The organism is Oceanibaculum pacificum (genome assembly GCF_001618175.1).
In the GTDB taxonomy this organism is placed as follows: Bacteria; Pseudomonadota; Alphaproteobacteria; order Oceanibaculales; family Oceanibaculaceae; genus Oceanibaculum; species Oceanibaculum pacificum.
Genome location: NZ_LPXN01000170.1, coordinates 1 through 13,888 on the forward strand (window position 1 = coordinate 1; position 13,888 = coordinate 13,888).

The following is a 13,888-nucleotide window of genomic DNA, read 5'->3' on the forward strand; positions in this document are numbered from 1 at the left end:
CGGCGTCTCGAAGCATCGGGCGGTTCTCACCTGGCTATTCCGGGTGAGGGGAGATATGCGCGCCGGACTGCTGGCACTGCGGGGGCCGCTATGCTTTGCTGGCTGGCAACCGATCATTCGAGACGAAGGGCAGGGCCGATGAGCATTCTGGAGAAGATTTCCGCCTATCATGACGAGCTGACGGCGATCCGCCGCGATATCCACATGCATCCCGAGCTGGGATTCGAGGAGGAGCGGACCAGCGACATCGTGGCCGACAAGCTGAAGAGCTGGGGCTGCGAGGTGGCGCGGGGCATCGGCAAGACCGGGGTGGTCGGCACGCTGCGCATGGGCAACACGCCGAAATCCATCGGGCTGCGCGCCGACATGGACTGCCTGCCGATGCAGGAGACGAACGGCCTGCCGCACGCCTCCACATTTCCCGGCAAGATGCATGGCTGCGGCCATGACGGCCACACCACCATGCTGCTGGGGGCCGCCAAGTACCTGGCGGAGACGAAGAATTTCGACGGCACGGTCTATTTCATCTTCCAGCCGGCCGAGGAGAACGAAGGCGGCGGCCGGGTGATGGTGGAGGAGGGGCTGTTCGACAAATTCCCGTGCGACGCCATTTTCGGCATGCATAACCGCCCCAGCCTGGAGCCGGGCAAATTCGCCATCCGCACCGGCCCGATGATGGCCGGCGGCTCCTCCTGGGACATTCACATCAAGGGCAAGGGCGCGCACGGCGCGCGCCCGGAATCCGGCATCGATCCGGTGGTCGTCGCCGCCTATATCGCCACCGCGCTGCAGACCATCGTGTCGCGCAATGTGCGCCCGCAGGACACGGCGGTGCTGTCGATCACCCAGATCCATGCCGGCGACGCCTATAACGTCATCCCGGAGACGGCGGTGATGCGCGGCACCGCGCGCTGCTTCACGACGGAGAACATGAAGCTGATCGAGGATAATATGCGCCGCATCGCGGAATCGGTCGCGGCCGGGTTCGGGGCGACGGCGGCGCTGGATTTCCGCGGCAAGTTCCCGCCGCTGGTGAATCACCCGGACGAAACCGATCTCTACGCCGATTGCGCCGCCGAGCTGGTCGGCGAGGAGAATGTCGAGCGCAACGGCAACCTGGTCATGGGCTCGGAGGATTTCGCCTCCATGCTGCTGGAGCGGCCGGGGGCGTACATGCTGATCGGCGGCGGCAATAACGGCGCCGGCGAGACCTCCTGCGAGGTGCATAATCCCGGCTACGACTTCAACGACAAGATCCTGCCGCTGGGCGCGTCGCTCTACGCCACGGCGGTGGAACGCTTCCTGAAGAAGGACGCGGCGTAAGGCGTTACGCCTTCGCCACCTCGATCAGCAGCGAGCCCTGGACGGCCCCGGCCTCCAGGGCTTCGTGCGCCTGCACGGTCTGCTCCAGCTTATAGCGGCTGTCGATATGGTGCTTCAGCCGACCCTCGGCAAGGCAGCGGTTAATGTCGGCGAAGGCCTGACGCTTGGCGTCTTCCGGCATGTCGAAGATGGCGACCATGCGGATATTGATGTTCTTGTACATCAGCAGATGGAACGGCAGCGAGGGCCGCGCCACCGCGTCCGACGCGTAGGTCGCGATGGTGCCGTTCGGGCGCATCAGCTCCGTCACCGCATCGATGTTGGTGCCGAAGGCGACATCGACGGCATGGTCGATGCCCTTGGACGCCACGGCTTTCGCCTCCTCCAGCAGGTTGCCGGTGCCGATGGCGTGGTCCGCGCCCAGCGCCATCGCCAGGTCGCGCTTTTCCGCCGTGGAGCCGGTGGCGATCACCTTGGCCCCGGCCCATTTGGCCAGCTGCACGGCGTAGCGGCCGACCCGGCCGGTCGCCCCGGTGACCAGCACGGTCTTGCCGTTGAGGTCGCCATCGGCGAACAGGCTGCGATGCGCCGTCACCGCCGGCACGCCGATGCAGGCCCCATCCTCCAGCCGGGCGGCGGCCGGCAGGTCGACGGCATAGTCGGAGGGGATGCAGGTATATTCCGCCGCCGTGCCGAAGGGCCGCTTGGCCTGGGCGGCAAAAATCCAGACCCGCTTGCCGATGCGCGCCTCGTCGACGCCCGGCCCGACCTGGTCGATGATGCCGGCTCCGTCCTGATGCGGCACGATGCGGGGATGCAGCGCCAGCTCGCGGCCATTGGAGCGGCGCTTGCTGTCGGTCGGGTTGATGCCGGACACCATGACCCGCACGCGCACCTCGCCGGGGCCGGGCTGCGGATCGGGCATCTCGCCAAACGTCAAGACATCGGCGGGCAAGCCTTTTTCCTCGTACCAGACGGCGCGCATGCGGCTCTCCTTCAGCTAAGCGGGGTGGGGATTCGATCCTCTGCCCTGGCGTAATAGGCGAGAGCGACGGCCGAGACAATGGCAAGCGCGCCGAACAGCACGCGATAGGGCAGATCGGCCGCCCCCGGGACAAGCCCGGCCACCAGCCCGATCAGCACGCCGCTGCCCAGTTGCAGCACCGCCGCGCCGGTCTGCACGGCGATGTTCACCGTGGTCATGCCGCGCCCGACCAGATGGTCGGCGAACAGCGTGCGGCCATGCGAGACGGTCAGCACATTGTAGGTGTTGAACAGGGTGAAGGCGACCATCAGCGGGGCGACCAGCCACAGCCCGCTCTCCGCGAAGACCGCCAGCAACGCCAGGCAGGCGGTGGAGCAGGCCCCGCCGGCCAGCACCAGCCGGCGGCGGCTGGGTATCTTGCGGTCCAGCGGGCCGTAGATCAGCGTGCCGGCGATGATGGCGATGCTCATGCCCAGCAGGATGTTGCCGCGATCCACCCCGTCCAGCCCATAGACATCGTGCAGGAAGGGGGCGGCCCACAGGCCGAACACGGTGATGGTGCAGGCATAGGTGACGAAGCTGACCACCAGCACATAGGGCAGCTGCGGGTTGCGGAACACCGCCTTCAGCCCGGCGAGGATATCCGCCCCGCTCTCGCTGCGGCGGTTCAGGAAGCCGTGGCCCGGCGGGGCGTCGCGCACGCCGACCAGCAGGCAACCGACGACGGCCAGGGTGATCAGGCCCATCGCCAGGTAGGTGCCGCGCCAGCCGATGGCCTCGGCCGCCATCGCCATCGGCGTGGTGGCCAGCAGATTGCCGCCATTCGACAGCGCGATCATCCAGCCGATGGTCATGGTGAAGGAGCGCGCGTCGAACCAGCGCGCCAGCACGGAGAAGGCCCCCATCATCACCCCGGCGCAGCCGATGCCGATCAGCGTGCGGGCGATCACGACGTGCCAGTAAGTCTCCGCCAGGTAGAACACGAACGAGCCGGCGACCGCGAACAGCATGGTGCCGGCGATGGTGAGGCGCGAGCCATAGCGGTCCAGCAGGATGCCGGTCGGAATCTGCGTCAGCGCGAAGGTGAAGAAGAAGGCCGCCGTCAGCATGCCCATCTGGCTGGCCGACAGCGACAAGTCGCGCATCAGGTCCGGCGCGATGACGCCGGTGGCGGAGCGGAAGAACTGGCTGAGGATCGCCGCCAGGCCGAGGCACAGGAAGATGCGGATGACGGTCTTGCGCCAACCCTCCGGCCTTCCCGTGCCGTCGGCCACGCGCCTAGCCCTTTACCAGCGGCGTCTTGGCCGTCGCCGGCGGCACCAGGAAGTCGAAATCGACGCCCTTGTCGGCCTGCAGCACGGTCTCCATCAGCAGCTTGCGATAGCCGCGGTCATCCTCCGGCCGTTTCGGACGCGGCGGCAGGGCGGCGCGGCGGCGCTCCAGCTCGGCCGCGTCGACCAGCATGTCGAGCCGTCGATTGGCCACGTCCAGCTTCACCCGGTCGCCGCTCCGCACCAGCGCCAGCGGGCCGCCATCGGCGGATTCCGGGGTGACGTGCAGCACGATGGTGCCGGCCGCCGTGCCGCTCATGCGGCCATCGGAAATGCGCACCATGTCCTTCACGCCCTGGCGCGCCAGCTTCATCGGGATCGGCAGATAGCCGGCCTCCGGCATGCCCGGATGGCCCTTGGGGCCGATATTCTGCAGGATCAGGATATCGTCCGGCGTCACGTCCAGATCGTCGGAATCGATGCGCGCGGCGAGGTCGGCGGCGTCGGCGAAGACGACCGCGCGGCCCTCATGCTGCATCAGCTTGGGCGCGGCCGCCGACTGCTTGATGATCGCGCCGCCGGGGCACAGATTGCCGCGCAGCACGGCGATGCCGCCCTCGGCATAGATCGGGTCCTTGGCGGTGCGCACGACATTCTGCGGCCAGGGCGCGGGCGCCGCCTCGATCTCCTCGCCCAGCGTGCGGCCGGAGACGGTGAGGCAGTCCAGGTTCAGCAGGTGCTTCAACTCGCGCAGGATGGTGACCAGCCCGCCGGCCTTGTGCAGATCCTCCATGTAGTAGCTGCCCGAGGGCTTCAGATCGACCAGCACCGGCGTATCCGCGCCCAGCCGGTCGACCGCCTCCAGATCGACCTCGATGCCCATGCGCCCGGCCATCGCGGTCAGGTGGACGAGGCCGTTGGTCGAGCCGCCGATGGCCAGCAGCACGCGCAGCGCGTTCTCGAACGCCTTGGGCGTCATGATCTTGTCCGGGGTCAGCCGGTCGGCGGCGAGGCGCACGGCGGCGGCCCCGGTTTCCTCCGCATGGCGCTGACGCGCGGCGGAGACGGCGGGCGGGCAGGCCCCGCCCGGCAGCATCATGCCCAGCGCCTCGGTCACCAGCGCCATGGTGCTGGCGGTGCCCATGACCGAGCAGGTGCCGGCGGTGGGAACGAGCTGGTAGTTCACCTCGGCGATTTCCTGATCGTCGATCTCGTCGGCGCGGTAGCGGCCCCAGAAGCGGCGGCAATCGGTGCAGGCGCCGACCCGCTCGCCGCGATGGCTGCCGGTCAGCATCGCGCCGGTGACAAGCTGGATCGCCGGGATATTGGCGGACGCCGCGCCCATCAGCTGCGCCGGCACGGTCTTGTCGCAGCCGCCGATCATCACCACCGCATCCATCGGCTGGGCGCGGATCATCTCCTCCGTGTCGATGGCCATGAGATTGCGCAGATACATGCTGGTCGGGTGCGCGAAGCTCTCATGCAGCGAGATGGTCGGGAAGTCGATCGGCAGCGCGCCTTGCAGCATCACGCCGCGCTTCACCGCCTCGATCAGGTCCGGCACGTTGCGATGGCAGGCATTATAGCCGCTGAAAGTATCGACAATGCCGATGATCGGCCGGTTCAGCGCGTCGTCCGTATAGCCCATGGCCTTGATGAAGGCCTTGCGCAGGAACAGCGAGAACCCGTCATCGCCATAGCTCGTCAACCCGCGGGACATGCCTCGCTTTTCGCCGGTCATCTTCGACTCTCCCTCAAGCTTGCTTTTCTTGCTGGCGCATATCCCGAGCGGGACGCGCGAGCTTTACATAAAAACCGCCGCGCCGCGAAGCGCTGGTTTGCAGGCGGCGCGCGCCCTCACAAAATCCATTGTCGGAAAGATTGTCAACAATCCCGTTGACATGAAAGACCTCGGTTCCTAGCCTGCCCGTCAATCAACGAAAACAAACGGAGGACGTCATGATATTTTCCAAGAGGATTCTCTTCGCGTCGATGGCGGCGATGGCCGCGGCGGGTTTCGCCCCCACCGCCCAGGCGCAATATGCGCCCGGCAACGAGGTGACGGTGCTGCAGGGCTTCAAGGCCGGCGGCGGTTCCGATGCGCTGGCGCAGCTGGTGCAGCCCTACCTGGCGAAGGAGCTGGGGGTCGATTTCGTCAACCAGTATATTCCGGGAGCCACCGGCGCCATCGCCTGGACCCGCCTGGCCAAGCAGACCAAGTCCGACGGCCGCACGGTCAGCATCACCAACACGCCGATGCTGATGACCAACTACATCATGAACGACTCGATCACCTATAATATCGACGAGCTGGAGCCGCTGGCCAATGTGGTGACGGATCCGGGCATTATCGTGGTGGCGAAGGACAGCAAGTACCAGACCGCGCAGCAGCTTCTGGACGACGCCAAGGCCAATCCGGGCAAGGTCACGGTGGGCAATTCCGGGGTCGGCGGCGATGATTACTTCTCCTCGATCATGATCGAGAAGGCGTCCGGCATCAGCTTCCAGAAGGTGCCGTTCCAGGGCGACGGCCCGTCCTGGCAGGCGGCGATGGGCGGCAAGATTTCCGCCAGCTTCAACAATCTCGGCATCACTTTCCCGCAGATCAAGGCGGGCAATCTGCGCCCGCTGGCCGTGTTCACCGAGGAGCGCGTGCCCGACCTGCCGGACGTGCCGACCCTGAAGGAGCTGGGCATCGACGTGGTCGCCGGTTCCTCGCGCGGCTACAGCGCGCCCAAGGGCATCCCGGCCGAGGCCAAGCAGCAGTTCCTGGATGCGATGAAGAAGGTCGCCGCCAATCCGAGCTTCCAGAAGGACGCCAAGGACCGCGCCATGGTTCTCGATGTGAAGCTGGGCGACGACTACAAGACCTACCTTGAGCGTCAGCAGGTCCAGTTCAAAGAGATCTGGGACGAGATCAAGGACGAGGTGAAGAAGAACTAAACCGCTCTCCTTGACCTGAACCGCCAGCGGCCGCGCGCCGCTGGCGGTTTCTTTCTGGAACAGGATCGAAGATGGGTCAGATCGTTCTCTCCCTCCTGGCGATTGGCGTCGCCCTGTATTTCGGGATCACCGCTGCGGGCTACCCGCTATCGGCGGCGCGCATGCCGGAACTGCTGGCCATCGTGACCGGCGGCCTTGCCGCGCTGATGCTGCTGCAGGCGGTGCGGCAGAAGCTGGCCGGCGGCAGGACGGCCGAGGAAAGCTCGCTGGATATCGACCGCGCGACGCTGCGCCGCGCCCTCGCCTACTCGGCGCTGATCATTCTCTATGCGGTGGCGCTGGCGCCCTTGGGCTTCTTCGTCGCCACGCCGGCCTTCATGCTGATCTCGCTATTTACCTTCCGCGCCATCAGCCCGCTGGCCTCGGTGCTGGTCACCGCAATCATCTGCGGGCTGGTCTACGGCCTGTTCGTCGTCTTCCTGCGGCTGCCCGTGCCGCTCTTCCCCAGCTTCTGAGGTCTTTCCCATGGACCAGTCGATGGTGATGGTCGGGCTGGAGAATGTTCTCTCCCTGACCAATATCCTGGCGATCTGCATCGGCACGCTGCTGGGGCTGTTCGTCGGCGCCATGCCCGGCCTGTCGGCGACGATGGCGCTGGCGCTGCTGCTGCCGCTGACCTTCTCCTTCCCGCCGGCCACCGGCCTGTCGATGATGGCGTCGCTCTATCTGGCGGCGATGTATGGCGGTTCGGTCGCGGCGATCCTGTTGCGCACGCCGGGCACGCCGGCGGCGGCCGCTACCGTGCTGGACGGCTATCCGATGGCCGAGCAGGGCAAGGCCGGCCGGGCGCTGGGCATTTCACTTACCGCCTCGCTGGTTGGCGGCGTACTGAGCGGCTTCGCGCTGCTGACCATCGCGCCGCTGCTGGGCAAGATCGTGTTGGAATTCGGCCCGGTCGAGCTGTTCGCCATCGCCGTGCTGGGCATCGCCATTATCGGCTCGCTATCGCAGGGGTCGGCGGTGAAGGGGCTGTTCTCCGGCGCGCTGGGCCTGCTGCTGGCGATGATCGGCATGGACCCGACGACGGGCACGCCGCGCTTCACCATGGACAATATCAACCTGTTCTCCGGCATTCCCTTCACGGTGGCGCTGATCGGCCTGTTCTCGGTGCCGCAGGCGATCCGCCTGATCCAGGAGTCCGGCGAGACCAAGAAGGTCGTCAGCAAGATCAAGGACCGGCTGCTGCCGCCACTGCCGGACTTTATCCGCCTGTTGCCGAACATGCTGCGCTCCAGCGTGATCGGCATCCTGACCGGGCTGATCCCCGGCACCGGCGGCGACACGGCGAGTTGGTTCGCCTATAACGAGGCCAAGCGCTTCTCCAAGGACCCAAAGAGCTTCGGCGGCGGCAATCCGGCCGGTATCGCGGCGGCGGAATCGGCGAACAACGCCGTGGTCGGCGGCGCGCTGGTGCCGACCATAGCGCTGGGCATTCCGGGCAGCTCCTCGGCCGCGGTGCTGCTGGGCGGGCTGATGGTGCACGGCATCCTGCCCGGCCCGACGCTGATGACCGAATATGGCGACGTCACCTACACGCTGATCTGGGCGGTGATCTTCGCCAATGTGGCGCTGTTCGTGCTCGGCATGGCCTTCACCCGGCTCTGCGTCTATGTCACCCAGGTGCCGAACCTGGTGGTGGCGCCGGTGATCATCGTGCTGTGCGTGATTGGCTCCTTCGCCATCAACAACAACATGTTCGACGTCTATCTGATGCTGGCCTTCGGTTTCCTGGGCTACATCTTCGACCGGCTGAACATCCCGCCGGCGCCGATGGTGATCGGTCTGATCCTCGGCCATCTGCTGGACATGAGCCTGAACCAGTCGCTGCTGATCGGCCAGGGCAGCTGGGGCGTCTTCCTGGACAGCCCGATCGCGGCGACGCTGCTGGCGATCGCGGCCTTTACCATCCTGCAATCCACGCCGCTGTTCGGCTGGATCAGGCGCTCGCTGTTCCGGCGGGCTTGATTTGCGGTCTGCCCCTCCGTCACAGTGGCGGCGGGGAAGGGCTTGCTGAGGGCGATGACGGAAGCGTTTGCATTACCGATAATGACGGCGTCCGCCGGCCGGGCGCTGTCGGCGATCGTGAGCGAGCTGGAGGAGGACATCGTCTTCGGCCGGCTGCATCCGCGCGAGCGGCTGGTGGAGGAGGTGCTGACCGAGCGCTTCGCCGCCAAGCGCCATGTCGTGCGCCAGGCGCTGGTCGAGCTGGAGCGGATGGGGCTGATAGAGCGCCACCGCAATCGCGGCGCGGTGGTGAAGGCCTATACGCCGGAAGAAGTGCAGCAGCTCTATGTCGTGCGGGAGATGCTGGAGACCGGGGCCGCGCGGCTGATCCCGCTGCCGCTGCCCGCCGACCGCATCGCGGCGCTGGAGGCGATCCAGCGGGCGCATGATTCGGCGGTGGCGGCGGAGGACATGCATGGCGTGTTCCGCGCCAATATCGCCTTCCACCGGGCGCTGTTCTCGGCCTGCGACAATCCTTATCTGGCCAGCGCCATCGAGGAGTTTGCGCAGAAGACTCACGCGATCAGGTTCTATTCTGTGGTGAAGCACACGCTGCTGATCAAGGCGCGCGACGATCACCGCGCCATCATCGAAGCCCTGCGCGCCGGCGACCGGAACCGGCTGATCGAACTGTGCCGCGACCATCTGCTGCCGTCCAAGCAATCCTATATCGCCGCCTACCGGCAGCGTTTCACGCCGGTCGAATAATCAGCCGACCTCGAACAGCCCCATCATGCCGCCGGATTGATGTTCCAGCACGTGGCAGTGCAGCATCCAGCGGCCGGGATTGTCGGCGACGAAGGCGATCTCCAGGCTCTCGCGGGGGGCGATCAGCACCGTATCCAGGAAGGCGTCTTCCTCCACCTTCCGGCCATTGCGGGCGATCACGCGAAACACATGGCCGTGCAGGTGGATCGGGTGATACCACGCCGTTTCGTTCGTCATCGCCAGCCGGCAGGTGCGGCCCAGGGGCACGCGGAACAGCATGGGGTGATGATGGCCCTCGTTGGCGGGATGCGCCTCGCCATTCATCGTCCAGGCGACGCCGTGGCCCAGCATCTCGCGCAGGTCGACAGTGCGGCCCGCCATCCGCGCGCCGGCCATCGGGCTCATCATGCCGCCGCCGAACAGGAGGTTCTCCTGCTGCGCGCCGTCCAGGTCGGGGACCGGCAAATCGTTCGCCGCCAGCCGGATCGGCGCGTCCAGCGGGCTGTCGCGCAAGGGCGTCTCGGCGCCATAGGCCAGGGTGACGAAGCGATAGACGAATTGCGGGTAGAAATGGTCGACCACATCGAAGCGCTCGCCGGGCCGGCCTTCCAGGTCGAGCACGATGTCGGCGCGCATGCCGGGGGCCAGGGTGATCCGGCCGTCCTTTGGCGCGTGCGGCGTCACCGGGTGGCCGTCCAGCGCGATCACCTGCGGGCGATGGCCCTGGAAATCGAGCGAGAATATCCGCCCGTTGGCCACGTTGACCAGGCGCAGGCGGAGACGCTCCCCGGCCCGCACCGGCACGGTCTCGGTCACCTTGCCGTTCAGCGTGACGGTATTGCCGATGCGTCCGTCATGCGTCTTGTCGTGCAGATCGTCGAAGCCGCCCAGGATCTGCGCGTCGCGGCCCAGCCGCCAATCGTCTAGCAGCCAGACCAGCTCGCGGTCGACCTGGATCGGCTCTTCCTCCTCCACGATCAGCGGGCCGTACAGGCCGCGCCCGATCTGCTCGGAGCTGCCGAGATGCGGATGATACCAGTAAGTGCCCGCGTCCGGCACCGCAAAGCGGTAGGTGAAGCGCCCGCCCGGCGCGATGGCGTCCTGGGTGACGCCCGGCACGCCGTCCATCTCATTCGGCAGGCGGATGCCGTGCCAATGCACGGTGGTCGGCCGGTCGATGCCGTTCTCGACCTCGACCTCTAGCACCTGTCCCCGGCGCAGCCGCAGCGCCGGTCCCGGCACCTGGCCGTCATAGCCCCAGATGGCGGTGTCGGGATAGGCCGACCCGGCGATATTGGCGGTGCCCGGCATCGGCCTTAGCGCGAAGCGCTTCAGCCCTTCCTGCGCGCGGACGCCGCGCCAGGGCAGCGCGGTCGCGGCGAAGCCCGCGCCGGTTGCCAGCAGCAGCGCGCGGCGGCTGATCATGCTATTCCTCGGCGGCCAGCAGCGTGGCCTTCACGGCGGTTTTCCATCCCATATATTTACGCGCGCGGGTGGCGTCGTCCATCGCCGGCTTAAATCGGCGATCAAGCTTCCAGCGCTCGGCAAACTTCGCCGGCTCGGGATAGAAGCCGGCCTTGTAGCCGGCCAGGTAGGCAGCCCCCAGCGCCGTGGTCTCCAGAACCGCCGGCCGGTCGACCGGGGCGTTCAGAATGTCGGCCAGGAACTGCATGGTCCAGTCGCTGGCGACCATGCCGCCATCGACGCGCAGCACGGTCTCGGCCCCCGCCGCGTCGCGCCAGTCGCCCTGCATCGCCTGCAGCAGGTCGCGGGTCTGATAGCACACGGATTCCAGGGCGGCGCGCGCCAGCTCCTTCGGCCCGGTGCCGCGCGTCAGGCCGAACAGCGCGCCGCGCGCCTTGGCGTTCCAGTGCGGCGCGCCGAGGCCGGTGAAGGCGGGCACCAGATACACGTCCTGCCCGTCATCAGCCGCGTCGGCAAGGGCTGCGGTCTCGCCGGCCTTCTCGATGATGCCCAGCCCGTCGCGCAGCCATTGCACGGCGGCGCCGGCGACGAAGATCGAACCTTCCAGCGCGTAGGTGCGCTTGCCGTCGAGCTGGTAGGCGATGGTGGTCAGCAGCCGGTTGCGCGAGATCACCGATTGAGGACCGGTGTTCATCACCGCGAAGCAGCCGGTGCCGTAGGTGGATTTCAACATGCCGGGCTGGAAGCAGGCCTGGCCGATGGTCGCCGCCTGCTGGTCGCCCGCCACGCCCAGTATCTTGACCGGCCCGCCCAGCAGGTCTGGCATGGTGTCGCCGAAATCGGCCGCCGAATCCTTCACCTCCGGCAGCAGCGAGGCGGGCACCTGGAACAGCGCCAGCATCTCCTCGTCCCACTGCCCGCGATGGATGTCGAACAGCAGGGTGCGGGCCGCGTTGGTGGCGTCGGTGGCGTGCACGCAGCCATTGGTCAGCCGCCACATCAGGAAACTGTCGATGGTGCCGAAGGCGAGGTCGCCGGCCTCGGCGGCGGCGCGCGCGCCGTCCACATGGTCGAGAATCCAGGCGATCTTGGTGGCGGAGAAATACGGGTCGAGCAGCAGGCCGGTCTTGGCCGTCACCTCCGCCTCATGGCCCTTTTTCTTCAGCCCGTCGCAGATATCGGCGGTGCGCCGGTCCTGCCAGACGATGGCTTTGTGGATCGGCCTGGAGGTGCGGCGGTCCCACACCACGACCGTCTCGCGCTGGTTGGTGATGCCGATGCCGGCGATATCGGCGGCGGTGACGCCCGCCTTCTCCATAGCCTGCCGGCAGGTGGCGACCACGCCGTCCCAGATTTCGTCGGCATCGTGCTCGACCCAGCCGGAGCGGGGGAAGTGCTGCGCGAATTCCTGCTGGGCGACGCCGAGGACTTCATACTCCTTGCCGAAGATCATCGCGCGGCTGGAGGTGGTTCCCTGGTCGATGGCAAGAATGCAGGACGGCATGGGCGGTTCCTCCCCGGTGTTTATTCACGCCGGACGCTTCTGCATCCAGGCTTCCAATTCCTCCGCCTGGGCGGCGCTGAGCCGCAGGCCGAGCTTCGAGCGGCGCCACAGCACGTCGGCGGCGTGGCTCGCCCATTCATGATCCATCAGATAGGCGACTTCGCGTTCATACAAGTCCGCGCCGAAATGCAGGCCCAGATCGTCGGCGGCGTTCACGCCCTGCATCAGCGCCCAGGCGCGGCTGCCATAGGCGCGCACCAGCCGCAGCGCATGCTGCCGGCGCAGGCAGGGATAGGCCCCGACCAGCGCATCCACCTGCTCGGCGATGCCGTCGACCGGGAAGTCGCCGCCGGGCAGCGTCGCCCCCTCGGTCCAGGGCGCGCGCATCGCCGGCAGATGCGGCTTCAACAGCGCCAGCGCCGATTCCGCCAGCTTGCGGTAGGTGGTGATCTTGCCGCCGAAGATGTTCAGGATCGGCGGCTGGCCGTCCGGCGCGTCGAGCTTCAGCACATAGTCGCGCGTCGCCTCCTGCGCCTTCGAGGCGCCATCGTCATAGAGCGGGCGGACGCCGGCATAGGTCCACACCACCTGGTCGGCGGTGACCGGCTGCTTGAAATAGGCGCTGGCCGCCTCGCACAGATAGGCCGTCTCCGAGTCGGAGATCGCGACGGTGGCGGGATCGTCCTGGAAATCCTGGTCGGTGGTGCCGATCAGCGTGAAATCCCGTTCATAGGGAATCGCGAAGACGATACGGCCGTCGGCGTTCTGGAAGATATAGGCGCGGTCATGCTCCACCAGCCTCGGCACCACGATGTGGCTGCCCTTCACCATGCGGATGCGCGCCGCCGCGTTCTGGTGCACGCTCTCGGCCAGGAAGCGCGACACCCAGGGGCCGGCGGCGTTGATCAGCGCGCGGGCGCGGATCGTCTCGCGCCCGGCCGGGCCTTCGACGGTGACGCTCCACAGCCCATCCTCGCGCCGCGCATCGACGCAGCGTGTGCGGGTCTGGATCGAGGCCCCGCGCTCGGCGGCGTCGATGGCGTTCAGCACCACCAGGCGCGAATCCTCGACCCAGCAATCGGAATATTCGAACGCCTTGGTGAATTCGTCGCGGATCGCCGTCCCCGCCGGGTCGCGGCGCAGGTCGAGCGTGCGCGAAGCGGGCAGGATCTTGCGGCCGCCCAGATTGTCGTACAGGAACAGCCCCAGCCGGATCATCCAGGCCGGGCGCAGCCCCTTATGGTGCGGCAGCACGAAGCGCATCGGCCAGATGATGTGCGGGGCCATGCCCAGCAGCACCTCGCGCTCGATCAGCGCCTCGCGCACCAGGCGGAATTCGTAATGCTCCAGATAGCGCAGCCCGCCATGGATCAGCTTGGTGCTGGCCGAGGAGGTGGCGCCGGCCAGATCCTGCTGCTCGCACAGAAAGACTTTCAGGCCGCGGCCGCTGGCGTCGCGGGCGATGCCGCAACCGTTTATGCCGCCGCCGATCAGGGCGATGTCGAAAATGTCGCTCATAAAGAGGCCGCCAATAGCATGGGATGAGGCGCGATCATCTAGACTATTCGGAGGTCCGGCGCTACTGCCGCGTTGCCGCAGGAAAAGGGGGGAATAGGGTGCTGGCGGCACCACCCCCTCCCCAACCCTCCCCCCTCAAGGGGGAGG

At 67.1% G+C, this 13,888-nt stretch carries 11 protein-coding genes; 5 read left to right on the forward strand and 6 right to left on the reverse strand.

The window, feature by feature from the left end; genetic code table 11:
• Positions 1 to 138: 138 nt before the first annotated feature.
• A complete protein-coding gene (locus tag AUP43_RS17630; RefSeq protein WP_067560144.1) occupies positions 139 to 1,323 on the forward strand; it encodes a M20 aminoacylase family protein in 1,185 nt (394 codons plus the stop codon).
• Between the two features lie 4 nt (positions 1,324 to 1,327).
• Here the strand turns inward: AUP43_RS17630 and AUP43_RS17635 are convergent, their stop codons facing one another.
• From AUP43_RS17635 to AUP43_RS17645, 3 genes are read right to left on the reverse strand one after another with little or no spacing between them, the layout of a single operon-like run.
• The gene (locus tag AUP43_RS17635) at positions 1,328 to 2,308 is read right to left on the reverse strand and encodes an NADPH:quinone reductase (RefSeq protein WP_067560146.1); all 981 of its coding nucleotides are present in this window, start codon (positions 2,306 to 2,308) and stop codon (positions 1,328 to 1,330) included.
• 11 nt (positions 2,309 to 2,319) lie between these two features.
• Entirely contained in the window at positions 2,320 to 3,582 is a 1,263-nt protein-coding gene (locus AUP43_RS17640) for an MFS transporter (RefSeq protein ID WP_067560148.1), read from the reverse strand.
• 4 nt (positions 3,583 to 3,586) lie between these two features.
• On the reverse strand, positions 3,587 to 5,320 hold the full coding sequence (locus tag AUP43_RS17645) for an IlvD/Edd family dehydratase (protein WP_067560154.1): 1,734 nt from the start codon (positions 5,318 to 5,320) through the stop codon (positions 3,587 to 3,589).
• A 218-nt stretch (positions 5,321 to 5,538) separates the two neighbouring features.
• Between AUP43_RS17645 and AUP43_RS17650 the strand changes: the two genes are divergently transcribed.
• From AUP43_RS17650 to AUP43_RS17665, 4 genes are all read left to right on the forward strand, one after another.
• Positions 5,539 to 6,522 (forward strand): tripartite tricarboxylate transporter substrate binding protein, encoded by a 984-nt coding sequence (locus AUP43_RS17650; RefSeq protein ID WP_084462898.1) that lies wholly within the window; start codon positions 5,539 to 5,541, stop codon positions 6,520 to 6,522.
• Between the two features lie 71 nt (positions 6,523 to 6,593).
• Positions 6,594 to 7,037, forward strand: a complete 444-nt coding sequence (locus tag AUP43_RS17655; protein ID WP_067560156.1) for a tripartite tricarboxylate transporter TctB family protein — start codon at positions 6,594 to 6,596, stop codon at positions 7,035 to 7,037.
• A gap of 10 nt (positions 7,038 to 7,047) precedes the next feature.
• The gene (locus AUP43_RS17660) at positions 7,048 to 8,547 is read left to right on the forward strand and encodes a tripartite tricarboxylate transporter permease (RefSeq protein WP_067560159.1); all 1,500 of its coding nucleotides are present in this window, start codon (positions 7,048 to 7,050) and stop codon (positions 8,545 to 8,547) included.
• An 81-nt stretch (positions 8,548 to 8,628) separates the two neighbouring features.
• On the forward strand, positions 8,629 to 9,294 hold the full coding sequence (locus AUP43_RS17665) for a GntR family transcriptional regulator (protein ID WP_067560160.1): 666 nt from the start codon (positions 8,629 to 8,631) through the stop codon (positions 9,292 to 9,294).
• On the opposite strand, the gene AUP43_RS17670 is transcribed toward AUP43_RS17665, so the two are convergent.
• From AUP43_RS17670 to glpD, 3 genes are read right to left on the reverse strand one after another with little or no spacing between them, the layout of a single operon-like run.
• Positions 9,295 to 10,719: a multicopper oxidase family protein gene (locus AUP43_RS17670; protein WP_067560161.1), complete on the reverse strand. Its 1,425-nt coding sequence runs from the start codon at positions 10,717 to 10,719 to the stop codon at positions 9,295 to 9,297. It lies immediately after the preceding gene.
• A gap of 1 nt (position 10,720) precedes the next feature.
• The gene (gene glpK / locus AUP43_RS17675; protein WP_067560162.1) at positions 10,721 to 12,223 is read right to left on the reverse strand and encodes a glycerol kinase GlpK; all 1,503 of its coding nucleotides are present in this window, start codon (positions 12,221 to 12,223) and stop codon (positions 10,721 to 10,723) included.
• Between the two features lie 24 nt (positions 12,224 to 12,247).
• Positions 12,248 to 13,741 carry a glycerol-3-phosphate dehydrogenase gene (glpD, locus tag AUP43_RS17680; protein WP_067560163.1) on the reverse strand — a complete coding sequence of 498 codons (1,494 nt, stop codon included), beginning with the start codon at positions 13,739 to 13,741 and terminating at the stop codon, positions 12,248 to 12,250.
• Positions 13,742 to 13,888: the final 147 nt, after the last annotated feature.